Origin of the sequence: Kitasatospora sp. NPDC088264, assembly GCF_040685715.1 — a bacterium.
GTDB lineage: Bacteria > Actinomycetota > Actinomycetes > Streptomycetales > Streptomycetaceae > Kitasatospora.
On record NZ_JBFBIR010000007.1, the window covers coordinates 160,808 to 183,591 of the forward strand.

Here is a 22,784-nt window from a genome sequence, read left to right on the forward strand (position 1 = left end):
GCTGTTGCACAGCCGTGACAGCCTTGAGCGAAAAAACGTTCGATCCGCAGAGTGCGTGAGGACTAGCATTCCGGGATGGAATCGAATCTCCCTCCGATATTGAATTCCTCCGACAGTGTGGCTCTCCCCCCGCCCCGCAGGACGCCGCTCCGGCTGGCCCGCTTCGGTGCGATCTTCCTGGCGGCGAGCGTGGTGTCCGGTGTGCTGCTGGCTGGCCTCGCCCTGCCCGCCGCCGGCGGTTTCGGGCTGACCGCCAAGGGCACGGCGGAGGGCTTCGAGGACATCCCCAGTGACTTCAAGACTCCGCCGCTCACCCAGGCGACGCAGATCTTCGACGCCAAGGGCGGCCTGATCGCCAAGGTGTACGAGCGCGACCGCACGGTCATCACCCCTGAGCAGATGTCGCCGTTCATGCGACAGGCTCAAGTCGACATCGAGGACGCCCGGTTCTACGAGCACGGCGCCGTCGACCTCAAGGGCGTGCTCCGCGCGATCAGCAAGAACGCCGAGAGCGGCACCGCCTCGCAGGGTGCCTCGACGCTGACCCAGCAGTACGTGAAGAACGTCAACGTCGAGAAGGCGGGCGAGGACCAGGCCGCGGTACAGGAAGCGCAGCGCAAGACCCTGGGTCGCAAGATCCAGGAGCTCAAGGTCGCGATCAAGCTGGAGGAGGACCTGTCGAAGGACCAGATCCTCACCAACTACCTCAACATCACGTACTACGGGAACGGCGCCTACGGCGTGGAGGCCGCCTCCCAGCGCTACTTCAGCAAGAGCAACAAGGACCTGACCATCGCCGAGGCCGCCATGCTGGCCGGGCTGGTGCAGAACCCCTCCCAGTACGACCCGAAGCTGCACCCGGTGGCCGCGCAGAAACGGCGGGACACGGTCATCGACAAGATGCTGGAGAACAAGCACATCACCGCGGACCAGGCCAAGGAGGCGAAGGCCGCCCCGCTGGGTCTCAACTTCAAGGACCCGCAGAACGGTTGCATCACCGCCACCGCCCAGGGCGGCATGGGCTTCTTCTGCGACTACGTCCGGCACGTGGTCAAGCAGGACCCGGCGTTCGGCCAGAGCGCCGCCGACCGCAAGAAGTTCTGGGACACCGGCGGCCTGAACATCTACACCACGCTGGACCCGGACAAGCAGGCTGCCGCCCAGAACGCCGTGACCTCCAACGTGAAGATCACCGACAGCGTCTCGGCCGCCGCCACCATGGTCGAGCCGGGCACCGGCAAGATCCTCGCCATGGCCCAGACCCGCCCGTACGGCCTGGACGCCAACAAGAACCAGACCGTCGTCAACCTCAACGTCGACGCGGCGATGGGCGGCGGCAACGGCTTCCAGCCCGGCTCCACGTTCAAGCCGGTCGTCGCGGCCGCCGCCCTGGAGGCCGGCCTGCCGGCGACCCAGGAGTACTCGGCCCCGAACAAGCTCGAGTACCCGACGATGAAGACCTGCGAGGGCACCTGGAAGAACCAGGGCCGGCCCAAGACGGTGGTGCCCAACGAAAGCGAGAACGAGAAGGGCCCCTACCAGCTGAAGCAGGCGATGGCGCTCTCGGTCAACACCTACTTCGTGCAGATGGAGCAGGAGATCGGCCTCTGCGCGGTCAAGCAGATGGCCAACAAGCTGGGCGTCACCGGCAAGGCCAGCGGCAAGCCGCTGGAGGAGGTCCCCGCGATGGCGCTGGGAGTGGAGGAGATGAGCCCGCTGACCATGGCCAACATCTACGCGACCTTCGCCGCCCAGGGCACGCACTGCGCCCCGATCGCCATCAACAAGATCACCACCGTGGACGGCAAGGACGTCCCCGTCCCGGCCGGCCAGTGCGAGAAGGCGTTCTCCGATGACACGGCGCGGGCGATGAACACCGTCCTGAACGGCGTGACCGAGAACAAGGGCACCGGCGCGGCGCTCAACCTGGACGACAACCGGCAGATCGCCGGCAAGACCGGCACCTCGGACCGCAAGCGGGCCGCCTGGTTCAACGGCTACACCCCGCAGCTCGCCACCGCCGTCTGGCTCGGCGGCCCCAACGGCGGCGTCGAGATGCGCAACATCACCATCAACGGGAAGTACCACAGCGAGGTGTTCGGCGCCGACGGCCCCGGCCCGATCTGGCAGGACGCCATGAACCAGGCCCTGCGCGGCACGCCCAAGAAGTCCCTGCCGATGGCCGACATCCCCGACCCGGCACCCAAGTCCGACCCGAACAACACCGGCACCGGCACGGGCGCCCCCGCCACCACCCCGCCCGGCCCGCAGCACTGACAGCAGTCACACCGGCGGCCCCTTGCGAGAGCAGCAAGGGGCCGCCGGATCGTTTCGCTCAGGCGTCACCGGTGAAGTGGTCGAACTCCCCGGCCTTCGCGCCCCGGAGGAACGCGGCGAACTTGAGGGCGGTGGTGCGGACGATGACCTCGCCCTCGTCGGACTCCCGGAGTTCGATCAGTCCGGCGACCGCGCGGACCTCCACACAGTTGTCGCTGGAGCTACTGAAGGACGACTTCTGCCATTGGTCTTGAGACATCTCAGCCTTTCAGGTTCTTGGCCGTGCGATGGATCAGATCTCGCGAATCCTCGCCATTGAGAGCAGCCTTCTCGATGCGGTTGAAGACTTCACGATAGGACTCAAGCTCGCTCGGGGCGTCGAAGAAAATCGGGCCCTGCGATGACTCCACCTCGGCCGTATCAAGCTCGGGTACCTCCCCGGAGGTGTAGATGAGGCTCTCGACCGGTCCGGGATAGGTGTGGGCGGTGAAGGGGATGACGCGGATGCTTATGTCATCCCTGAGGGAGTCATCGATCAGGCTGTGAAGCTGCCCTCGCAGCACGTCGGTGCCACCGAAGCGTGTGAGCAGACTGGACTCATGTAGATAGGCTTCGAGCTTCTTCCGAGGGCCCTGAAGGACCCTTGTTCTGCGCTCCGAACGGAACGCGACATGCAGATCGAGTTCGTCGGCAGGAAGTCGAGGGATCCGTCGACTGAAGATTCCTCGTGTGTAGTCGTCTGTCTGCAGAAGTCCCGGAAGGAACGTCGACGCGCAAACCCTGATCGTCGTTGCCGCGAAGTCCTCGTGCTCGGCGGATTCGAGGAAGACGTCGGGGATGTGGTTGCGGTACTGCTCCCACCAACCCTTGTCTCGCACTGTGATGATGCCGTTGAGGGCGTCGATGAGCGGCTGGTTGTAGCACTCGCAGGCATCGGCGACTGTACGGAGCCGGTCCACACTGACGCTGGTCTTCCCGCTCTCCATCTGCGTCACCTGGGCAGGGCTCACTCCGAGCACACGAGCAAGTTGGCTGCCCCCGAGGCCCGCTTGCTCTCTCATCTTTCTCAGTTCAGCGCCCAGGCGACGCTGACGAAGGGTTGGGTTGTGGCGACCTGGCATGGCGTCCTCTCAACATCCTGTGGGATCAGTGTGCCGCGTCGGCTACGGCAAGGACCATCCGTCCCCCGGGAGAGGGATCTTCCTCGCAACTACCTAAATTTAAGTTCCGATGCGCTATCGTCAACCCCAGATCGATCCGACGGATCGTCAGCAATGCCTGTTCGCCGGGTAGTAGGCGCCTGCTGCCCGCACGCTGAAGGCATCCCCCCTCCCCACACCAGCAGCCTCGCGGAGGTTCCCGTGTGCACCCTCAACACCCCCTCGCTCGCGCTCGCCCGGCAGTCCCTGCGGGACGCCCTGACCCGCTCCGGGTGGGACGCCGAGACCATCTTCTTCGCCGAACTCGCCCTGGCCGAACTGGTCGTCAACGCGTGGCGACACGGTAAGACCGCCTCCCCCGTCGTCCTCCTCTCCCTCCTCGGCGGCACCCTCCGGGTCTCCGTCTCGGACGAGAGCGACGTCCTCCCCGAGCGACACCAGCTCCCCGACCTGGCCACCGCCGGCCGGGGGCTCCAGCTCATCGAGGGGCTCACGCACCGCTGGGGCGTGGACACCCAGGAGCGCGGCAAAACGGTCTGGTACGAGCTGGACTTCGCCGCGTGAGCGCCGCCCGCGAACCCGTCGCGCCGGACGACCCCCGGATGCGCGACTACACCCCGCCCCAGATCGTCGCCCTGCTCGGCGAGGTGCACCAGCGCGGACGCTCCTACGGTCTCCTCTGGGGCTCCGCCTTCCCCCACGAGACCACCCTCGACGGCCGGATCCTCGTCGACTTCGGCAACGCCCCCGTGAGCACTCTGCTCAACCTCCTCCACCTCCTCCGCGACGTGGAACGGGACGAGGCGTGGGGGTGATGAGCTTCTTCGTCGGCGCGGCCCTGGTCTTCCTCCTCGCGCCCGCGATCGTCATCGTGGCCCTCGGTGCCATCGCGACCCTCAAAACGCCACACCCCGGCGACGAACGCGACAACCAGCGCTGACCACATGCGAAGGCCCTCGCCCCAGGGATGGGCGAGGGCCTCGCGGCGTCCGGGAGCTACGGGGTCAGCCCCCGGACGGGTTCCTGGGAGCACCGCCACCGCCGAAGCCACCGCCGCCGAAGCCACCCGCGCCACCCGCACCGGCGGCCGCGCCTTCGACGAGCTGGCTGGCCGCGTAGCCGCCGTTGGCGTCGGGGGTGCCGACGACGGTCACGCTCTGGCCGGGCTGGAGGTCGGCGACCTTGCCCTCCTTGTTGAGCTGGACCTTCGTCGCGTCGCCGGTGGTGACCTTGACGGTGTTGCCGTTGGCGTCTGTCAGGTAGACGGTGGTGCCGTCGACGGCCTTGACCGTGCCCCGGGTGAGCCCGGCCTGCCCGCCCTGGCTCTGACCAGTGCCCTGGCCCTGACCACCACCCTGACCACCCCGGCGGGAGCCGCCCTGCCCGTACCCGCCACCGCTCGCCCCGGCCGCCCCGGCCGCCCGCTGCTGCGGCACAGCGCCAGAGGCCGTCGCGTGCGAGGAGCCGCTCTTCGTCCCGTGGTTCTGCTGGTACCAGACCCCGCCCGCGAAGGCCCCGCTGGCGATGACGCCCCCCGCCAGCACCAGGCTGAGCCAGGGCAGCTTGCGCCGCGGCGGGGCGGCGAGCTCGGCGGTGACGTCGCGGGCGTCCGGCGGGGTGGCGAGCAGGGCGACCTGCTCGGCCGGCGTGCTGCTGCTGACCGTGGCGATCTCGTTGCTCATGGGAGTCCTACTCGTGCCGGAGGGCGTCGATCGGCCGCAGCGAGGCGGCCCGGTTGGCGGGGTAGCTGCCGAAGAACAGCCCGATGGCGACGGCGATGCCGAACGCGCCGATCACGGATTCGGGGATCACCACCGGTTTGATGCCGACGATGCTGAAGTGCGAGCCGGCGATCCCGGCGGCCACCCCGAGACCGGCGCCTAGCACGGAGAGCAGGGTCGACTCGGTCAGGAACTGCCCGAGGATCACCGCGCGCGGGGCGCCGAGCGCCTTGCGGATGCCGATCTCCCTGGTCCGCTCGGTGACCGTCACCAGCATGATGTTGGTGATCCCGATCCCGCCGACGAGCAGCGAGATCGCCGCCACCGCGCCGAGCAGCACGGTGAAGGTCTTCGTGGTGCTCTCCCTCGCCGTGAGCAGCGAGGACTGGCTGGTGATCCGGAAGTCGGCCTTGGTCGGGTCGGCGATCGCGTGGGTGCCGAGCAGCACCCGGGTGATCTCGGCCTGGGCCGCGGTCGTGCTGTCGGCCGAACTGGCCTGCACCAGGATCTGGTTGACGGCCCCGAAGCCGGTGAAGGCGTTCTGCACGGTCGGCAGCGGGGCGATCACCACGTCGTCCGGGTCGGTGAAGCCGCTGCCGCCCTTGGCCTGGAGCACGCCGACCACGGTGAACGGGGTGCCGCCGAGGACGATCTTCTTGCCGACCGGGTCCACGGTGTCGAACAGCTGCTTGGCCGTCGTGGCGCCGAGCACCGCGACCTTGCGCGAGCCGAGCACGTCGTCGTCGGTGAAGTACTCGCCGTGCGCGACCTTCTGGTTGGCGGTCTCGAAGTACGCCGGGTAGGTGCCGACGATCGAGCCGGGGCTGTACGAGATGTCCCCGTACAGCGCCGTCCCGCTGGTGGTGACCACCGGGGCGACCGACCTGATCGCGGTCGAGTCGGTGTCGGCGGCCAGTGCCTTGGCGTCGGCGACCGTCAGCTTCTTCACCGAGGAGGTGGCACGGGCGCCGCCGCTGGCCGAACCGGAGCTGACCGTGAGCGAGTTGGTGCCGAGCGAGGTGATCGACTCCTTCACCGCCACCGACGAACCGTTGCCGACGGCCAGCAGCAGGATCACCGAGGCGACGCCGATCAGCACCCCGAGCATGGTGAGCGCCGAGCGCACCTTGTTGGCGGCCAGGCCGCCGACCGCGAAGCGGAGCATCTGCCAGAGGATCACGCCGACACCCCCAGTTCGCGCAGCAGCGGCGGCGGCCCGTCCACCGGGGCCTGCCGAACGTCGCTGACGATCCGGCCGTCGACCAGCCGGAGCACCCGCTTGGCGTGCCGCGCGACTTCGTCCTCGTGGGTGATCAGGACGACGGTGCGGCCGGTGGCGTTGAGCGCGTCGACGAGGTCGAGGACCTCCTCGGTGGAGCGGCTGTCCAGGTTGCCGGTGGGCTCGTCGGCGAGCAGCATCGCCGGTGCGGTGACCAGCGCCCGGGCGACCGCGACGCGCTGCTGCTGGCCGCCGGAGAGCTGGTTGGGCCGGTGCCCGGCGCGCTCGGCGAGGCCGACCAGGGAGAGCGCGGCCAGGGCTCGGCGGCGCCGCTCCGAGGCCCGGACGCCCGCGTAGGCGAGCGGCAGCTCGACCTGGGCGAGCGCGGTGGTGCGCGGGATCAGGTTGAAGGACTGGAAGACGAAGCCGATCTTGCGGTTGCGGACCAGCGCGAGCTGCCCCTCGTCGAGGTGGCCGACGTCGATGCCGTCCAGCAGGTAGCGGCCGGCGGTCGGGACGTCCAGGCAGCCGAGGATGTTCATCATGGTGGACTTGCCGGAGCCGGAGCTGCCCATCACCGCGACGTAGTCGCCCTGGTGGATGTTCAGGCTGACGCCGAGCGGGCCGCCGGTGTCCGGGTCCTCCGGGCCGTGCAGCGCGTGCACGACGGCGTCGCCGTGCCCGTACGCCTTGGTGATCCGGCGCAGCTGGATGACGGGCGGGGGCGCCGCCGGGACGCGCTTGTCGATGACGTGACGCATGCTCAGCCCTTACCGCCCCGGCCGGCCCCGCCGCCGCCGGCGGCACCGCCGCCCCCGCCGACGCCCGCCAGGCCGGCGCCGCCGCCCTGGCCGCCACGGCCCTGGCCGCCGCCGATCCCCGGGAAGGAGGCGTTCGGGAAGCCGTTGCCGCCGCTGGTGGTGGGGAGTTCGACCTTGTCGCCCTCCTTCAGCCCGGAGACCACCTGCACCGTGCTGTCGCCCTCGACGCCGACCCCGACGCTGACCCGCTCGCTGGAGCCGTCCGGGTGCACCACGGTCGCGGTGCGGCTGGCGCCGGTGCCGGAGAGCGCGGAGGTGGGCAGCGACAGCGCGCTGTCCGCCTCGCCGGTGATCACCTGGACGGTGGCGCTGAGGCCGGTGCGCAGCGCGCTGGTGTCACCGCTGAGCTGGAGCGTGGCGGCGTACTGGACGGCCGTCGAGCCGGCGCTGCCGCCGCTGCTGCTGGGCAGCGAACTGACGGACAGGACACTGGCGTTGAACTTGGTGTCGGACTGCGCGTTCAGGGTGACGGTGGCCGCCTCGCCCTTCTTGAGCTTGAGCGAGTCCAGTTCGGAGAAGTTGGCGGTGACCTGCATCCCGGTCGGGTTGGTCAGCACGATGAAGCCGCTCGGCGCGCCGCCCGAGGCGGCGCTGCCGGTGGACGACTTGCCGGTCGACCCGGTCGATCCGGTGGAGCCCGACGAGCCGGACGAGCCGCCGGAGCTCGCGCCCACGGTGTCGCCGACCTTCGCCGAGACGGACGCGACCGTCCCGTCCACCGAGGCGGTCAGGGTGGTGCCGGTCAGCGCCGCCTGGGCGTTGGCGAGGGTGGTCTGCGCGGTGGCGACCTGCTGCTGGGCCTGGGCGACGGCCGCGTCGTCGACCTTGGTGGTGGTGATGGTGGTGGTCTGCGGAGCGGGCGTGCTGTTCGCGCCCGCTCCGCGGTCCCCACCACCGCCGCCGTTGCCGCCGGCGCCGGAGGTCGCACCCGGCAGCGGCTGGGTGGTCGTGGTGGTGACACCGGCCTGCGCCTTGGTGAGGTTGGCGTTGGCCGTGGTGAGGGACGCCTGGGCGGCGTCCACCTGCTGCTGGGCGGCCGTGGTGTCGACGGTGGCGAGCACCTGGCCCTTCTTGACGGCGTCCCCCACCGCGACCTTGACCGAGGTGAGCCGGCCGCCGGTCGCGAAGTCCTGGGCCGCGTCGGTCGGTGAGACCAGGGTGCCGGTTCCGGACACGGTGGCCAGGACCGTTCCCTTGGCCACGGTCGCCGTACGGATCTGGGTCTTGCCGGCGGCGGCACTGGTGCCGCTGTTCACTGTGGCGTACACCAGGGCGGCACCGCCCAGGAGCGCCACGCCGAGCGCGGAGTTGACGAGGACGACGCCTCGCCGTCGCGGGAGCACCTTCATGCCGGACAGCTTTCCTGGGCGCTCTTGCGGAGCCCTGGGCGCGGGCTGGGAGAAGACTGACCGGGCGGATCCGGGCATTCCGGTCACACCGCCCGGTTCGCGCGGGCGCCTTGGCCGTGCCGTGGGCCGTCGTTGGCCGAACTCCCAGCGGGCTCCCAGTGAGTTCCGGTGATCTCCAGCCATCCGGCAGCGCCCCGGGTCCCACCGCCGACCGGCCCCAGACCCCCGGGAACGCCGTAGGGGCGCACCGCGAACGGCGCGCCCCTACGGAGAAGGGAGGGATCAGAGCGACTTGCGGAACGCCTCGGCCACCGAGAGGAAGATCGAGTTGCCCTCGGTCTCGCCGATCGAGATCCGGACGCCCTCCGGGAACGGCCGGACGATCACCCCGGCCTCGGCGCACGCGACGGCGAACTCCTGCGAGCGCTCGCCGAGCCCCAGCCAGACGAAGTTGGCCTGCGAGTCCGGGATCTCCCAGCCCTGGGCGCGCAGCCCGGCCACCACCCGGGTGCGCTCCTCGACCAGCGCGTCCACCCGTTCCAGCAGCGCCTGCTCGGCGCGCACCGAGGCGACGGCGGCGTTCTGGGCGAGCTGGCTGACGCCGAACGGGACGGCGGTCTTGCGCAGCGCGTTGGCCACCGGCTCGTGCGCGATCGCGAAGCCGACCCGCATGCCCGCGAGGCCGTACGCCTTGGAGAAGGTGCGCAGCACGCAGACGTTGGGGCGGTCCCGGTAGAGGTCGATGCCGTTGGGCACCTCGGGGTCGCGGATGAACTCGATGTACGCCTCGTCGACGACCACCAGGACGTCGGACGGGACGGCGTCCAGGAAGCGCTCCAGCTCGGCGCGGTGGATCACGTTGCCGGTGGGGTTGTTGGGGTTGCAGACGAACACCAGCCGGGTCTTCGGGGTGATCGCGGCGAGCATCGCGTCCAGGTCGTGGTCGCCGGCCTCGGTGATCGGCACCGGGACGGGGGTCGCGCCGGCGACCTGGGTGATGATCGGGTACGCCTCGAAGGAGCGCCAGGCGAAGACCACCTCGTCGCCGGGGCCCGCCGTGGCGAGGATCAGCGACTGGGCGACGCCGACCGAGCCGGTGCCGGTGGCGATGTGCTCGACGGGCACGCCGAAGCGCTCGGCCAGCACCTCGCTGAGCTCGCCGACGGCCATGTCGGGGTAGCGGTTGAGCGAGCCGGCCGCCGCGACCGCCGCCTCCAGCACGCCGGGCAGCGGGTCGTACGGGTTCTCGTTGGAGGACAGCTTGTACGCGTCGGCGCCGGCCGGCTTGCCGGGCTTGTAGGTGGGGATGCCGTCCAGGGTCGGCCGCAGCCGCGGGCCCTGCGCTGACGTACTCGTCACGGTCCTACTCCTTCTCGATGCTGTCCGCGCGCGTTCGGCACGCGTTCGGCGCGTGTTCGGCGCGTGTTCTCCGGTGCGGTCGCCCCCGCCACCTGTGGGATCGCCACCGTGCCCGGGATCTCGGAACGCGTCCGGGGCACCCCGGTCGGGTGCCTTGAACGATACCGACCGCGCTCACCCGTAGGGGTGAGATGCCCGGTCGGGTGACAGGCGCAGATCAGCCATTCTGCCGGGTTCCTTTGGCACATGTCAGAGGTAAGACGGCTGGTTTCGTGCGGGTATCGAAGGAGCGCACCCCGGCTCACTCTTGGAGAAACGTATCTCCGAGGGCTCCCGATGCGCCGGTCACAGACCCTTGTCAGGAGCCATACGATCGGTCCGCCATGACAGCAGCAGCCAACCAGAGCGGTCGGCGTCCCACCACCTCACGGCGTCTGGAACGGGCCGGCATCCGGGATGTGGCAGCAGCCGCCGGAGTGTCGATCACCACCGTCTCCGACGCGCTGAACGGAAAGGGCCGCCTGCCCGACGAGACCCGCAGCCGGGTGCGCGAGGTCGCCGAGCGCCTCGGCTACCGGCCCTCCGCGGCCGCCCGCACCCTGCGCACCGGACGGTCCGGCCTGATCGGGCTGACCGTCACGACCTACGGTGAAGAACCGTTCACCTTCACGGAGTTCGCGTACTTCGCCGAGATGGCCCGGGCCGCCACCAGCGCCGCCCTCGGCCGCGGCTACGCGCTGGTGGTGCTGCCCGCCTCCTCCCGCCACGACGTCTGGGGCAACATCGCCCTGGACGGCACCGTGGTGATCGACCCGCCCGACCAGGACCCTCTGGTCAGCGAGCTGTACCGGTCCGGCGTCCCGGTCGTCAGCGACGGCAAGCCCGGCAACTGCCCGGTCACCGCCTGGGTCGACAACGACCACGAGGCCGCCGTGCTCGGCATCCTCGACCACCTCTCCGAGGCCGGTGCCCGCCGCATCGGCCTGCTCACCGGCACCAGCACCGACACCTACACCCGGCTCTCCACCGAGGCCTACCTCGGCTGGTGCACCAAGGTCGGCCAGGAGCCGGTCTACGAGGCCTACCCCGCGCACGACCCGGCCGCCGGCGCCGTCGCCGCCGACCGGCTGCTCGCCCGCCCCGACCGGCCCGACGCCGTCTACGGCCTGTTCGACCCCAACGGCACCGACCTGCTCGCCGCCGCCCGCCGCTACGGCCTGCGGGTCCCCGACGACCTGCTGCTGGTCTGCTGCAGCGAGAGCGACGTCTACGCCACCACCGAACCGCCGATCACCACGCTCTCCCTCAAGCCCCGCCGGATCGGCACCACCGTGGTCAACCTGCTCATCGACGCCATCGAGGGCGTCGACTCCGGGACGGGCGTCGACATCGCCCGGCTCTTCCCGCCGCGCTTCCGCACCGCCGGCACCGGCCCGCCACCGGGCACCCTGATGCCGACCGAGCTGATCGTTCGCGCGTCCTCCCAGCGCCGGAGCCCGCGCACCACCGTCAGCCCTCCCCGACTCCCGGGCGAGGTCTAGACCATACCGAGCCGGGACAAAACGGACCTTGCGGGACGGCCCGGCTGACGCTCCGGAGGATTGGATACCCACCAGGTGACGACGCCGGGAGAGTGGTCTTCCTATGATGGGCGAATGACACCCGAGGACCGCTTCCCCGGGCCTGAACACCCCGACTCAGGCCCCCGCCACCAGCCGGACCTCGACGTGCTGCCGTACGGCACCTACTACGAACCGGAGCCCGCCACCGGCTACCCCGGCACGCCGTACGAAGCGGAGACCTACAGCGGCTACGGCGGAGCCCGCTACCTGGAGCAGCACTGGCCCGCCGACGGGCAGGACCACACCGTGCACGCCCCGGAGAACGCCCCGCTCTTCTCCCACCAGGACCACCCCGGTTCCCACCAGGACCACCCCGGCTACGAACCGGCCCTGCCCGACCAGCAGTCCCCCGCCCACCAGGACCACGCCCACCAGGCCCCCGGCCGCGACGACCCGCCGACCATCGAACTCGGCCCGCCGCTGCCCGACCCCTCCGCACCCAGCTACCCGTACCCCGCCCCCGGCCCCGGCGAGCCCCCCGGCCCGCTCTACGTCGTCGGCGACGTGCACGGCTACCTGGAGGAGCTGCGCGCCGAGCTGCGCCACCAGGGCCTGATCGACGCCGAAGGCCACTGGTCCGCCGGCCGCTCCCGGATCTGGTTCCTCGGCGACTTCACCGACCGCGGCCCCGACGGCATCGGCGTCATCGACCTCGTGATGCAGCTCGCCGCCGAAGCCGCCGCCGCCGGCGGCTACTGCCGCGCCCTGATGGGCAATCACGAGCTGCTCTTCCTCGGCGCCGCCCGGTACGGCGACGAACCCGTCCAGTCCACCGCCGGCACCGCCTCCTTCCTCGCCGCCTGGCGGCTCAACGGCGGCCAGCAGCACGACCTGGACCGGCTGGAGGGCCACCACATCAGCTGGCTCTCCCGGCTGCCCGCCATCGCGCTGGAGGACGGCCACCTGCTGCTGCACTCCGACACCACCGCGTACCTGGAGTACGGCGAGTCCATCCCCGACGTCAACGACGCCGTCCACAGCCTGCTCGCCGACGAGGGCGTCGACGAGTGGTGGGACTGCTTCCGCCGCTTCACCAAGCGCTTCGCCTTCCGCGGCGACGCCGGCCCGACGGCCGTCCACGAACTCCTCGACACCTACGGCGGCACCCGCATCGTGCACGGGCACAGCCCCATCCCGTACCTCACCGGCGCGGTGCACGCCGACGACGGCCAGCCGCCGCACATCCCCGGCCCCTACGTCTACGCCGACGACCTCGCGGTGGCCATGGACGGCGGCGTCACCATGGAAGGGCGCCTGCTCGTCGCCCGACTCCCCGTCAGCTGAGGCCCGCGGACCGGGGCCGGTCGAACGGGCGTTCCCGGCGCCCGGGCCACCGCACGCGCGCGGGCCGGGGCGCGAAATTCCGGAAACCGACTGTCAGCACGGCCGCGCCCGCCCCTAACATGAGGCACACCACACCCGGCCGCCCGTCCGGCGGCCCGCCTCCGCGCCCGTTTCGGCGCCCCTGAGGGTCCCGCGGCCCCTGGGGCGGAGCGAACCGGGGTCCGCATGAACGGGGTCCCCATGACCAACCCCCCGCCGCTGCTCGCCGAGGACCGCCCGGAATACGAGCGCCTCCTCGCCGAAGCCCTGCGCGACCACACCGTCCTCACCGCCCTGCGCGCCCCCGGCGCGCTCACCACCGACCAGCTGCGCGTCCGCGCCCTGCGCGACGCCGACGCCATCGCCGCCGCGGCCGCCACCGAGTACACGCACTACACCCGGCTGCGCGAGACCCTGCGCACCACACCCCCGCCGCCCCCGGGCGCCGAACCCATCGCCCCCGGACTGCTCACCCAACTGCGCTCCGCCAACGGCGGCGCCGGGCTCTTCCCCGTCCTCACCGTGCTCACCCCGGTCCTCGCCTGGACCGCCGCCCTGGTCCTGCTGCTCATCGGCTACCTGCTGCGCGCCGCCAACCCCGACCTCACCCTCGCCCGCAGCCTCGTCACCGCCGGCTGGGTCGCCCTCGCCGCCGGAGTCGCCGCAATGGCCATCGGCATCATCGGACTCGTCCTCACCGCCATACGCGACGGCGGCGCCGCCGCCCCGGCCGGCACCGACCCGGAACTCGCCGCCGAACTCGCCGACGCCCGCCGCGAATGGCGCACCGCGCTGCGCGACCGCGGCCTGCTCCCCTACCTGCACACCCACCTGCCCGCCGTCCCCGCCGGCGCCCCCGAGTTCACCAGCCCGGGGTACACCTCACCCGACTTCTCCAGCCCGGGCCCCGTCCCCACCGCCGACTACACCTCACCCGACTTCACCAGCCCCGGCGCCGTCCCCACCCCGGCCCCCGACTTCACCGCCCCCGGCTACACCAGCCCCGCCTTCACCAGCCCCGACGACGTCACCTGACACCCGAACCCCGGCCAGTCCAGCAGGAGTTCGGCCGCCGGGGTGCGGTTGCCGGTCGCCGACGCCGCCGCCATGGCCGTGGAGGCCGTCTCCGGGTCGGTGCGGGGCGGCACGACCAAGAGGAGGAAGTGGTCCTGGAAACCGCGGGTGACGCTGATCGTCGCGCTGCTGCTGGTGAGCCAGTTGATCCTGATCAGGAGGCCGTTCACCACGACGGAACGGGGCACGCCGTCCCAGGCCGAGGTGTCCAGGCCCACCCGGATGATGCGCCCCAGGTGGGCGCCGAGCGCGGTGACCAGGTCCGGCAGTTCGGCCAGCACCCGGTTCGAACGCGGCCACCAGGCGCCGTCGAACACCCCGCCCCGCGCCATCGTCGGCTCCAGCACCAGCCGTGGCAGCAGCGGGACTCCGGGCACGGACCACGGCCCGGGAGTGGTGGGAACGGGGAGGGGGATCGGCAGCATCAGAAGCCGCCCGTCCGGTCCGCAAGGACCTGTCATGACCCAGGGCGACACCAGCGCCGGTACCGGTATACGGAATGTCCTCGGTTGTCTCCCAACGGTACTCCGCGGCACCCCCCGGCGGGCCTGCCGTCACAGGAGTAGGCTCGAAGACATCCAGGGCATTCCGCATCCCGGTACCCGTTCCGGCTTCGTTCTGGGTGAAGGGTCGTCCGGGCCGTTCCGGCCGGACACCCGGGGACGGGAAGCGGTGACCACCGTGACCACTCACACCCCGCAGGCGGCACGCACCGGCCACGGCCTCACGGTCGCCGACGCGATGGAGCCCTGCGAGTACCAGATAGCCGACGACAGCACCGTCGACCAGGCCAACGACATCCTGCGCGGCGCCCACGTCGAATACCTGCTCGTCCGCGGCCACGACGGCCGGTGCGAGGGGCTGGTCACCCGCACCGGGCTCCACACCTTCCTGGAACACCCCCGGACCACCGAGCGGACCTCGATCAGCGCCACGGCGCACCAGCGCGGCCCGTTCGCCTGGCCGGGCCTGGGCCTGGCCCTGGCCGCGATCGCGATGCGGGTCAAGCGCATGGCGGTCTGGCCCGTCGTCGACGACGACGGCTACATCCTCGGCATCCTCACCGCCGACCGCGCCACCGTCCTCCTCGAACCCGCCCCCGCCCTCGCCTGACCCGCCCCGCCCCGCCCCGCCGGACGCCGGGACGCCGCGCCACTACGAAGAGTTGCGTCAGTCAGGGATGGCTCGCGGCGAAGACCTCAACCTCGCACTTTGCCGCACCGCTGCGTTTGATCCTCGCGTCGCTCGTGACCAGCGGTGCGCCGAGGGCTTCCGCCAGGGCGACGTACTGGGCATCGTAGGAGCTGAGGTTGGCGTGCAGCTTCTTCACCCTGTCCCAGAACGGCAGCGTCTCCCGTTTGGCGATGGGAAGCATCCGGTAGGCGACGACCGCTCTTTCCACCTCCTTCTCGGTCAACTTGCCGCCACGCTGCATGCCGAGCAGGGCCGACTGGATCTCGTAGTCCAGGAGAGTGGGGGCGTAGACGTCCCCCGCCTCGGCCACACGGCTCCGGATGAGCTCTCCGTTCGAGCTGTGGGCCGTGAGGACCAGAACCAGAGCGGAGCAGTCGATGACGATCAACGCCCGGCTCGCCCCTCGTCAATGGCAGAAACGATGTCGGCGGCGCTGACGCGAGCGGTGGTCTCCCGGTTCAGCCGCTCCATCATCTCCGCCATCGTGGGCTTGGACGTTTCTCTTGCGATCAGGTCCTGCATGAATGCCTGGAGCGACTTGCCGGCCTGGGCCGCGCGGACCTTCAGGGTCTGGATCTGGTCGTCCGGGACATCTCGGATGGTGAGTGCCGTCATATCTGCACTCTAGCACCACTAGCTGCAAAATGCAGAACTCCATCCGGCCGGATCACGCCTCTTTCATGGGCTTGATCAGCAACGGCGAGTACGGCATACCGGCTCCTCACTGAGCGTGATTGAACAAGCGCTCAGCGTAGTACGCCGGATGTGCCCGCGTCCGAAGTCCGGACAAGTGTGTTGCCGTCCGCCTTCCGTGCGCGGACACGGTGCCGCCCCGGCAAGCGTCGAAGCTCACCGGGGCGGCAGCGAGGTGCAGCTGGACGTCAGTCGGCCAGCGGGAGATAGACCCGGTTGCCCTGGGCGGCGAACTCGGCGGACTTCTCCGCCATCCCGGCCAGCGCCTCGGCGTCGAACTCGGTCTCCACGGCACTGGAACCGTCACCGTGCTCGGCGCGGATCTTGTGGCTGATCTTCATCGAGCAGAGCTTCAACCCAGAACCAGCACATTCACGCTGGCCAACCACACTGGCGCACCGCCCGGACCGGACGAGACCGTCAGTACGGGAGCAGAACCGTGGTGTCGAGGGTGAAGCCGAACGGCTCGGGGATGTGGATGACCTCCCCGAAATCGGCGTCTTCCCTCATCCGATAGCGACCGGCCTCGGGCTCCCTGAAGAGCGTGACGGTCTTCTGCGCGGCGTCCACCAAGAGGTAGAGCGGGATCTGCATCAGCGGGTAGTCACGGAGCTTGCCGACCCAGTCGTTCTCCGGGTTCGACGGCGAGACGATCTCGACTGCGATGAGAGCCAGCTCAGCCGGAACCCTGTTCTCCGTGGTCGTCATGGCGTCTTCGGGGAGATACGTGAGGTCTGGGTTTCGCAGCTTCGACACCTGAGGAGAGGTCAGGTCCATGTTTCCCGTGGAGAGGTATCCAGCCGGAGCACGGGCCTCGAACTGTCGGCGGACAACGGAGAGGTTCCGCTCGTGGATGGCCGAGGGCGACGCCTGCATGATGACGATGTCACCAGAGAACTCGATCTTGAAGTTCGCCGGGGCGGACCTGCGGAACTCCTCGATCAGGGCGAGGTGCTCAGGGTTCATCTGTCCTCCTGGGGTATGGCCCAGCACCACGCTACCGGCTGATGAGGAGACGCTGCCCCAGGACAGCCTCTTCGGTGTCAAGGGACAGCGCCATCGTCAGACCTTCGTCAGTCGGCCAGCGGGAGGTAGACCTTGTTGCCCTGGGCCTTGAACTCCTCGGACATGGCCTTCATGCCCTCGACGGCTTCCTCGTCGTACTCGGGCGAGGCCGCACCGTTGCCGAACTTCTCATTGATGCTTTTGCTGATCTTCATCGAGCAGAACTTCGGGCCGCACATGGAGCAGAAGTGGGCCGTCTTGGCGGGTTCGGCGGGGAGGGTCTCGTCGTGGAAGGAGCGGGCGGTCTCCGGGTCGAGGGCCAGGTTGAACTGGTCCTCCCAGCGGAACTCGAAGCGGGCGTCGGAGAGGGCGTCGTCCCAGTCCTGGGCGCCGGGGTGGCCCTTGGCGAGGTCGGCGGCGTGGGCGGCGATCTTGTAGGTGATCACGCCGGTCTTGACGTCGTCGCGGTTGGGCAGGCCCAGGTGCTCCTTGGGCGTGACGTAGCAGAGCATCGCGGTGCCCCACCAGGCGATCATCGCGGCGCCGATGCCCGAGGTGATGTGGTCGTAGCCGGGGGCGACGTCGGTGGTGAGCGGGCCGAGGGTGTAGAACGGCGCCTCGTCACAGATCTCCTTCTGGAGATCCATGTTCTCCTTGATCTTGTGCATCGGGACGTGGCCCGGGCCCTCGATCATCACCTGGACGTCGCGCTCGCGGGCGATCCGGCCGAGTTCGCCGAGGGTCTGCAGTTCGGCGAACTGCGCCTCGTCGTTGGCGTCCGCGATGGAGCCGGGGCGCAGGCCGTCGCCGAGCGAGAAGGTGACGTCGTAGCGCGCGAGGATGTCGCAGAGCTCCTCGAAGTTGGTGTAGAGGAAGTTCTCCTGGTGGTGCGCCAGGCACCAGGCGGCCATGATCGAGCCGCCGCGCGAGACGATGCCGGTCTTGCGGCGGGCGGTCAGCGGGACGTACCGGAGCAGGACGCCGGCGTGGACGGTCATGTAGTCGACGCCCTGCTCGCACTGCTCGACGACGGTGTCCCGGTACACCTCCCAGCTCAGGTCCTCGGCCTTGCCGTCGACCTTCTCCAGGGCCTGGTAGAGCGGCACGGTGCCGATCGGCACGGGGGAGTTGCGCAGGATCCACTCGCGGGTGGTGTGGATGTTGCGGCCGGTGGAGAGGTCCATGACGGTGTCGGCGCCCCAACGGGTGGCCCAGGTCATCTTCTCCACCTCCTCCTCGATCGAGGAGGTGACGGCGGAGTTGCCGATGTTGGCGTTGATCTTCACCAGGAAGTTGGTGCCGATGATCGCCGGCTCCACCTCGGGGTGGTTCACGTTGACCGGGATGACGGCCCGGCCGCGGGCCACCTCGGCCCGCACGTACTCGGGGGCGAGGCCCTCGCGCAGCGCCACGAACTCCATCTCGGGGGTGACCACGCCCCGCTTGGCGTAGGCGAGTTGGGTGACGGCGGCACCGCCGCGGCCGCGCAGCGGGCGACGCGGGCGGCCCGGGAAGACGGCGTCCAGGTTGCGCAGGTTTCCGCCGCGCGGCGAGGTGTGCTTGATCCCGTCGTCCTCGGGGCGCGCCTCGCGGCCGTCGTACTCCTCGACGTCGCCGCGCTGGCGGATCCAGGCGTCGCGCAGGGCGGGCAGGCCGCGCCGCACGTCGGGTTCGTAGGCCTGGTCGGTGTACGGGCCGGAGGTGTCGTACAGCGGGACGGTCCTGCCGTTGGTGAGCTGCACCTCGCGGTACGGGACCCGCAGGTCGGGCCGGGACCCTTCGCGGTAGGCCTTGCGCCAGGCCGGGGTGGGGTAGCCGGTGCCGGCGCTGGTGACGGTGGCCGTGGCGGTGGCGGTGGCCGTGGCGGTGGCGGTGGCGGCCTCGGTGCTGCCGGCCTCGGTGCCGCTGTTCCCGGTGCTGCGGGCAGGCTGCGGCTGTGCTTCGAACGTGGTCATCTGACCTCATACTCCCTACGCCGGCATTACCCGGTCAGGTTCCTGCGGTCGACGCAGCCGTCGGTCCGTCCGTCGACGTCCCGGTCAGCGCCCTCTCAGCCCGGTGCTCCGAGCTCCCGCGTCGGCAGGCGGTGTTGCCTGCACATGACGCCCAACACCGTAGCGAGCCGATCGCCGCAGGTCCAGCACGCCTCCGGCCGGCCGGACCCCGCGCCAGGAACGCCGAAGGCCCGGCCCCCTGGACGGGGGCCGGGCCTCGGGCGGTTGCTCAGCCCTTGGCGGCCTTCTTCACCAGGACCACCACGGCGGCGGCGATGCCGGCGACGACCAGCACCTTGATCATGATGCTCAGCAGGGCGCCGACGACACCGAAGACGAATCCCACGATGTTCCAGAGCAGCACCAGGACCAGCACCGGGATGACGATGTTCCGCACCCAGGAGGGCAGCGACTTCCAGAGCTCAGCCATGACCGTTCCTTCTCTCCCCGTGGGGTCGGCTGCCGTCCGGTGCCGCATCCCGCTTGCTTTCGGTACTTCGATCGTACGGGGACACGAGTGCCGGAACGAGGCCCGTCGGCCCGGAGAGAACCCCTAGATCACCCCGACCCGGGGCCCCGGGGAGACCCGGGTGCGGACCTCGGGGACGACCCCCGGCAAGGGCCCCGCACCCCCTGCGACCAGCGGTCAGACCGGCCAGCGCTCGCCGCGCCAGGCGGCGTCCCAGAACATCCACTCGTAGCGCGAGGTGGTCGTGAAGTGCTCGACGACCCGGCGCCGTTCGGCCGGGGAGATCTCCTCGCCGAGGCGGTCGGTGAGCGCCAGCACCCGGCGGACGACGGACTGGAACGCCTCGTCGCCGTAGGTGGCGATCCACTTGGCGTACAGCGGGTCGGGGGAGCCCTGGGCGAGCAGCGCCTCGCCGACCCGGGCGTAGATCCAGTAGCAGGGCAGCACCGCGCCGACGGCCTCGGCGAAGGAGCCGCCGTAGACGGTGGCCAGCAGGTAGCTGGTGTAGGCCCGGGTGGTGGGCAGCACCGGTTCGGCGGCGGCCTGCTCGGCGCTGCCGCCGAAGGCGGTCAGGAACTCGGCGTGCATGCCCTGTTCCGCGGCCAGCGCGCCGACCGCGTCGTCGGCGAAGGCCCGCACGTCCTCCTCGCCGGGCGCCTTGGCGGCGCAGACGGCGAGCGCGCGGGCGTAGTCGCGCAGGTAGTGCGAGTCCTGGACGACGAAGTGGCGGAAGGCCGCACGCGGCAGGGTGCCGTCGGTGAGGCCACCGATGAAGGGGTGGGCGAGGATCTCGGCGTACACCGGCTCGATGGCCGCCCAGAGTTCTTCCGTCAGGCTCTTGCTCATGCCCAGGACCCTAGACGGTCGGTCCGCGGGCGGTCAGCCCTCGGGCGGGGAGAACACCACCAGGACCCGCAGCTCCTCGGTGACGTGGTGGAAGCGGTGCGGGGTGCCGGCCGGGACGTAGACGACGGTGCCGCGCCCGACCGTGGCGGTCTCGGCGCCGACGGTCAGTTCGGCGCGACCGCTGATCACCTGGTAGATCTCGTCCTGGTCGTGCGCGGTCTGCGGGTCGGTGTCGCCGGGGGAGAGCGCGTAGAGCCCGGCGGACATCCGCGGTTCGCACAGGAAGCGCAGGTACGCGCCGTCGTTCGCCGCGCGTTCGACGTCCAGTTCGTCCAACCGGAACAGCTTCACCGCTACTCCCCTCCTTCGTCCATCCACCGTGCGGGCCACGGGCATTCAACACCACGGGCACCGGACCGGGGGAGCCAGGATGTCCGGCGGGAGCGCCAACATGTCCGAGGAGAGCTTCCCCCGGGACGGCGGGGCCTGCCAGGCTTGGGCGTCATGAAGGGTTTCCTCATCAAGACAGTGATCAACGCGGTGGCCATCTGGGTCGCCGCCTGGATCGTCAACGGTATCCAACTCGCGAGCGGCAAGGCCGACCTGGGCCACAAGGCCCTGACGGTGGTCGCCGTCGCCCTGGTCTTCGGCCTGGTCAACTTCCTGATCAAGCCGCTGGTCAAGCTGTTCTCGTTCCCGCTGTTCATCCTCACCCTGGGGCTGATCACCTTCGTGATCAACGCCCTGATGCTGTGGCTGACCTCCTGGGCCGCGGGGAAGCTGCACCTGGACTTCAACGTCACGGGCTTCGTGCCGGCGCTGCTCGGCTCGCTGATCATCAGCCTGGTCTCGTGGGGGCTGCACCTGGCCCTGGACGACGACTGACCTCGGCCGTGGCCGGGCACCGACTGGCCGAACCCGACCCGGCCGGTCACGAGGCGGCCGGACACCATCAGGCCGAACACCGTCAGGCCGAACACGAGAGGGGCCCGCGCCCGGGTGGTTCACCCGGCGCGGGCCCCTTCGTCGGTGGCAGCGGCGCGGCCACCGCTCACCCCGCGTTCTCACATCCCCGGAGGATGTCCGCGAGCTCGGCGTCGAGTTCCTGCCCGGTGATCTCCTGGCCCATCGGCACCAGCCGGTCGGTGCGTGCCAGGAAGGCGACCAGCGGCGGCGCCGAGGCCCGCAGCAGGGCGTCCCCCTCGGGGGAGTGCAGCACGATGCAGACCTCGGTGAGCTCCTCGCCGACCGGGTGGATGTGCACGTCGCCCTCGCCGGAGGGCCGGCTGATGCCGTCGAGCAGCAGCTCGCGCGCGAACACCCAGGTGACGGGTTCGTCGCCGGGCAGGTGGAAGGTGAACCGGACGGCGTACGGGTCGTCGGGCTCGTACTCCAGGTCCACCACGATGCGGAAGGAGAGCTCGTGCGAGACCACGAGGTTCATCACCAGGTGTCCCTGGACTGTGCTGTGCTGCATGGCGCCAGTACCTCTCGTGGGGCCGGCCGGGTGGGCCGTGGGGTGGGGGGGGTAGGGGCAGGGCTGGGGGGCGGGGGCAGGGCTGGGGGCTTCGGGCGCGGGGCCGGGGTCGTCAATTGCTGCGTGCGGGGCGTTTTCTGACGGTTTTGTGCAACCAATCCCCGTTAGGTCACCATCGTCCATGTTTGGGGACGTAGTGGACAAGGCGTGCTTTTTCAAATGGTGAACGAACGGGATCCGTGACGGCGCGAGGAGCGTCAGAGGACGAACGACGGGCCCATCGCGCCCACGCTGCGCCGCAGTTGGCCGGCGACGACGGTCAGCCGGTCGGCCTGTTCGACGGGCAGCGAGAGGGCCATGGTGGCGACCATCGGCCCGACGGTGATGGGGACGGCCGCGCAGACGGTGCCGAGCGCGTACTCCTGACGTTCCAGGACGGGCATGGTCGGTCGCAGGGAGGCGAGCCGGCGCAGGACGGCAGCCTCGCCGGTGACGGTGGAGGGGGTGAGCCCGACCGGCGGGTGGCGGGCGAGGTGGTCACGGCGCTCCTCCTCGGACAGTTGGCCGAGCAGGCACTGGCCGATGGCGTGCCCGTGGCCGGTGGCGCGGAGGTCGGCCCAGGGCTGGACGGCGGGGCGGCCGGGGTCGTCGGCGACGTCCACCACGTGGATCTCGCCGTCCCGGTAGAGCGCGAAGTAGACGGGGGCCCCGAGTTCGTCCCGTAACCGCTGCATCCGCGTGCGCAGGTCGTGCCGGTCGGACTGCCGGTCGTCGGCCCGGCCTATGCCGTTGACCGACTCCCCGTAGAAGAACCGGCCGTCGGAGCGCCGGAGGTAGCCCTCGTGGGTGAGGGTGCGCAGCAGGTGGTAGGCGGTGCCGAGCGGCAGTCCGGCGGCGCGGGCCAGTTGTTTGGCGGTGGCGCCCTGCCGGAATCCCCCGACGGCCTCCAGCAGCCGCAGCGCCCGCTGGACGGAGCCGATCAGGGTGGGGCCGCGGCCCTTGCCCGGCGAGGTGGACGGCGAGGTGGACGGCGGCGGGCTGCCGGGCGGCGAGGTGGGCGTCGGCGACCTGGTGACGCGCCCGGTGCGGACCGTCCTGGACGGCTCTGCGATCTGATCCATGGCCACGTCCATCCCCCAGCCCGAGTCAATGCACAGAAAGGGCATCCGGAGCGAAGCCCT

The 22,784-nt window shown here is 70.6% G+C and carries 27 protein-coding genes and 1 riboswitch; of the genes, 9 read left to right on the forward strand and 18 right to left on the reverse strand.

The genetic code is table 11. From position 1 onward, the window contains the following. Positions 1-117: 117 nt before the first annotated feature. Positions 118-2,277, forward strand: coding sequence for a transglycosylase domain-containing protein (locus tag AB0O82_RS08710; protein ID WP_363581556.1), 2,160 nt, complete (start codon positions 118-120; stop codon positions 2,275-2,277). Between the two features lie 58 nt (positions 2,278-2,335). Here AB0O82_RS08710 and AB0O82_RS08715 read toward each other — a convergent pair whose 3' ends face one another. After that, the gene (locus AB0O82_RS08715) at positions 2,336-2,536 is read right to left on the reverse strand and encodes a DUF397 domain-containing protein (protein ID WP_363581558.1); all 201 of its coding nucleotides are present in this window, start codon (positions 2,534-2,536) and stop codon (positions 2,336-2,338) included. A 1-nt stretch (position 2,537) separates the two neighbouring features. Next, on the reverse strand, positions 2,538-3,398 hold the full coding sequence (locus tag AB0O82_RS08720) for a helix-turn-helix transcriptional regulator (protein WP_363581560.1): 861 nt from the start codon (positions 3,396-3,398) through the stop codon (positions 2,538-2,540). Between the two features lie 240 nt (positions 3,399-3,638). Here AB0O82_RS08720 and AB0O82_RS08725 point away from each other — a divergent pair, with 240 nt between their 5' ends. Genes AB0O82_RS08725 through AB0O82_RS08735 form a run of 3 tightly spaced genes read left to right on the forward strand, consistent with a single transcriptional unit; the run spans position 3,639 to position 4,377 of the window. After that, entirely contained in the window at positions 3,639-4,001 is a 363-nt protein-coding gene (locus AB0O82_RS08725) for an ATP-binding protein (protein WP_363581562.1), read from the forward strand. Continuing rightward, entirely contained in the window at positions 3,998-4,252 is a 255-nt protein-coding gene (locus AB0O82_RS08730) for a hypothetical protein (protein ID WP_363581564.1), read from the forward strand. The genes AB0O82_RS08725 and AB0O82_RS08730 overlap by 4 nt, the downstream gene beginning before the upstream one ends. Beyond that, positions 4,252-4,377, forward strand: a complete 126-nt coding sequence (locus AB0O82_RS08735) for a hypothetical protein (protein WP_363581566.1) — start codon at positions 4,252-4,254, stop codon at positions 4,375-4,377. The genes AB0O82_RS08730 and AB0O82_RS08735 overlap by 1 nt, the downstream gene beginning before the upstream one ends. Positions 4,378-4,441: 64 nt before the next feature. Here the strand turns inward: AB0O82_RS08735 and AB0O82_RS08740 are convergent, their stop codons facing one another. The 5 genes from AB0O82_RS08740 to hisC form a co-directional block, all read right to left on the reverse strand. Beyond that, positions 4,442-5,119, reverse strand: a complete 678-nt coding sequence (locus AB0O82_RS08740) for a hypothetical protein (protein WP_363581568.1) — start codon at positions 5,117-5,119, stop codon at positions 4,442-4,444. Positions 5,120-5,126: 7 nt separating this feature from the next. Continuing rightward, positions 5,127-6,338 carry an ABC transporter permease gene (locus tag AB0O82_RS08745; RefSeq protein ID WP_363581570.1) on the reverse strand — a complete coding sequence of 404 codons (1,212 nt, stop codon included), beginning with the start codon at positions 6,336-6,338 and terminating at the stop codon, positions 5,127-5,129. Then, on the reverse strand, positions 6,335-7,138 hold the full coding sequence (locus AB0O82_RS08750) for an ABC transporter ATP-binding protein (protein WP_350876857.1): 804 nt from the start codon (positions 7,136-7,138) through the stop codon (positions 6,335-6,337). The genes AB0O82_RS08745 and AB0O82_RS08750 overlap by 4 nt, the downstream gene beginning before the upstream one ends. 2 nt (positions 7,139-7,140) lie before the next feature. Further along, positions 7,141-8,547, reverse strand: coding sequence for a biotin/lipoyl-binding protein (locus tag AB0O82_RS08755; protein ID WP_363581572.1), 1,407 nt, complete (start codon positions 8,545-8,547; stop codon positions 7,141-7,143). Between the two features lie 282 nt (positions 8,548-8,829). Further along, complete coding sequence (hisC, locus tag AB0O82_RS08760) at positions 8,830-9,906, reverse strand: histidinol-phosphate transaminase (protein ID WP_363581574.1); 1,077 nt, start codon at positions 9,904-9,906, stop codon at positions 8,830-8,832. A gap of 383 nt (positions 9,907-10,289) precedes the next feature. On the opposite strand from hisC, the gene AB0O82_RS08765 reads away from it, so the two are divergent. The 3 genes from AB0O82_RS08765 to AB0O82_RS08775 all read left to right on the forward strand — a co-directional run bounded on the left by AB0O82_RS08765 (position 10,290) and on the right by AB0O82_RS08775 (position 13,886). Continuing rightward, positions 10,290-11,447 carry a LacI family DNA-binding transcriptional regulator gene (locus AB0O82_RS08765; protein WP_363581576.1) on the forward strand — a complete coding sequence of 386 codons (1,158 nt, stop codon included), beginning with the start codon at positions 10,290-10,292 and terminating at the stop codon, positions 11,445-11,447. Between the two features lie 114 nt (positions 11,448-11,561). Continuing rightward, a complete protein-coding gene (locus tag AB0O82_RS08770) occupies positions 11,562-12,812 on the forward strand; it encodes a metallophosphoesterase (protein ID WP_363581578.1) in 1,251 nt (416 codons plus the stop codon). Between the two features lie 240 nt (positions 12,813-13,052). Continuing rightward, positions 13,053-13,886, forward strand: a complete 834-nt coding sequence (locus AB0O82_RS08775) for a hypothetical protein (RefSeq protein WP_363581580.1) — start codon at positions 13,053-13,055, stop codon at positions 13,884-13,886. Here AB0O82_RS08775 and AB0O82_RS08780 read toward each other — a convergent pair. Continuing rightward, the gene (locus AB0O82_RS08780; RefSeq protein ID WP_363581582.1) at positions 13,844-14,350 is read right to left on the reverse strand and encodes a DUF5994 family protein; all 507 of its coding nucleotides are present in this window, start codon (positions 14,348-14,350) and stop codon (positions 13,844-13,846) included. The two genes, AB0O82_RS08775 and AB0O82_RS08780, sit on opposite strands and share 43 nt — an antisense overlap. 256 nt (positions 14,351-14,606) lie before the next feature. On the opposite strand from AB0O82_RS08780, the gene AB0O82_RS08785 reads away from it, so the two are divergent. Then, positions 14,607-15,038, forward strand: a complete 432-nt coding sequence (locus AB0O82_RS08785; RefSeq protein ID WP_363581584.1) for a CBS domain-containing protein — start codon at positions 14,607-14,609, stop codon at positions 15,036-15,038. 61 nt (positions 15,039-15,099) lie between these two features. Here AB0O82_RS08785 and AB0O82_RS08790 read toward each other — a convergent pair whose 3' ends face one another. The 8 genes from AB0O82_RS08790 to AB0O82_RS08825 all read right to left on the reverse strand — a co-directional run bounded on the left by AB0O82_RS08790 (position 15,100) and on the right by AB0O82_RS08825 (position 20,477). Further along, the gene (locus tag AB0O82_RS08790; RefSeq protein ID WP_363581586.1) at positions 15,100-15,507 is read right to left on the reverse strand and encodes a type II toxin-antitoxin system VapC family toxin; all 408 of its coding nucleotides are present in this window, start codon (positions 15,505-15,507) and stop codon (positions 15,100-15,102) included. Further along, a complete protein-coding gene (locus AB0O82_RS08795; protein ID WP_363581588.1) occupies positions 15,504-15,734 on the reverse strand; it encodes an antitoxin in 231 nt (76 codons plus the stop codon). The genes AB0O82_RS08790 and AB0O82_RS08795 overlap by 4 nt, the downstream gene beginning before the upstream one ends. 266 nt (positions 15,735-16,000) lie before the next feature. Beyond that, positions 16,001-16,153, reverse strand: coding sequence for a hypothetical protein (locus AB0O82_RS08800; RefSeq protein ID WP_363581629.1), 153 nt, complete (start codon positions 16,151-16,153; stop codon positions 16,001-16,003). Positions 16,154-16,232: 79 nt separating this feature from the next. Next, positions 16,233-16,778 (reverse strand): Uma2 family endonuclease, encoded by a 546-nt coding sequence (locus AB0O82_RS08805; RefSeq protein WP_363581590.1) that lies wholly within the window; start codon positions 16,776-16,778, stop codon positions 16,233-16,235. 107 nt (positions 16,779-16,885) lie between these two features. Then, positions 16,886-18,772, reverse strand: a complete 1,887-nt coding sequence (gene thiC / locus AB0O82_RS08810; protein ID WP_363581592.1) for a phosphomethylpyrimidine synthase ThiC — start codon at positions 18,770-18,772, stop codon at positions 16,886-16,888. Beyond that, positions 18,768-18,902, reverse strand: a riboswitch (TPP riboswitch). It overlaps the preceding gene by 5 nt. Before the next feature lie 138 nt (positions 18,903-19,040). Next, the gene (locus AB0O82_RS08815) at positions 19,041-19,241 is read right to left on the reverse strand and encodes a DUF5326 family protein (RefSeq protein ID WP_063348421.1); all 201 of its coding nucleotides are present in this window, start codon (positions 19,239-19,241) and stop codon (positions 19,041-19,043) included. A 216-nt stretch (positions 19,242-19,457) separates the two neighbouring features. Then, the gene (gene tenA / locus AB0O82_RS08820) at positions 19,458-20,126 is read right to left on the reverse strand and encodes a thiaminase II (RefSeq protein ID WP_063348422.1); all 669 of its coding nucleotides are present in this window, start codon (positions 20,124-20,126) and stop codon (positions 19,458-19,460) included. Between the two features lie 33 nt (positions 20,127-20,159). Beyond that, positions 20,160-20,477: a cupin domain-containing protein gene (locus tag AB0O82_RS08825; RefSeq protein WP_363581594.1), complete on the reverse strand. Its 318-nt coding sequence runs from the start codon at positions 20,475-20,477 to the stop codon at positions 20,160-20,162. A gap of 153 nt (positions 20,478-20,630) precedes the next feature. Between AB0O82_RS08825 and AB0O82_RS08830 the strand changes: the two genes are divergently transcribed. After that, positions 20,631-21,011 carry a phage holin family protein gene (locus AB0O82_RS08830; protein ID WP_363581596.1) on the forward strand — a complete coding sequence of 127 codons (381 nt, stop codon included), beginning with the start codon at positions 20,631-20,633 and terminating at the stop codon, positions 21,009-21,011. Positions 21,012-21,177: 166 nt separating this feature from the next. On the opposite strand, the gene AB0O82_RS08835 is transcribed toward AB0O82_RS08830, so the two are convergent. Next, complete coding sequence (locus AB0O82_RS08835) at positions 21,178-21,603, reverse strand: SsgA family sporulation/cell division regulator (protein ID WP_363581598.1); 426 nt, start codon at positions 21,601-21,603, stop codon at positions 21,178-21,180. 257 nt (positions 21,604-21,860) lie between these two features. Beyond that, the gene (locus AB0O82_RS08840) at positions 21,861-22,724 is read right to left on the reverse strand and encodes a helix-turn-helix domain-containing protein (RefSeq protein ID WP_363581600.1); all 864 of its coding nucleotides are present in this window, start codon (positions 22,722-22,724) and stop codon (positions 21,861-21,863) included. Between the last annotated feature and the right edge of the window lie 60 nt (positions 22,725-22,784).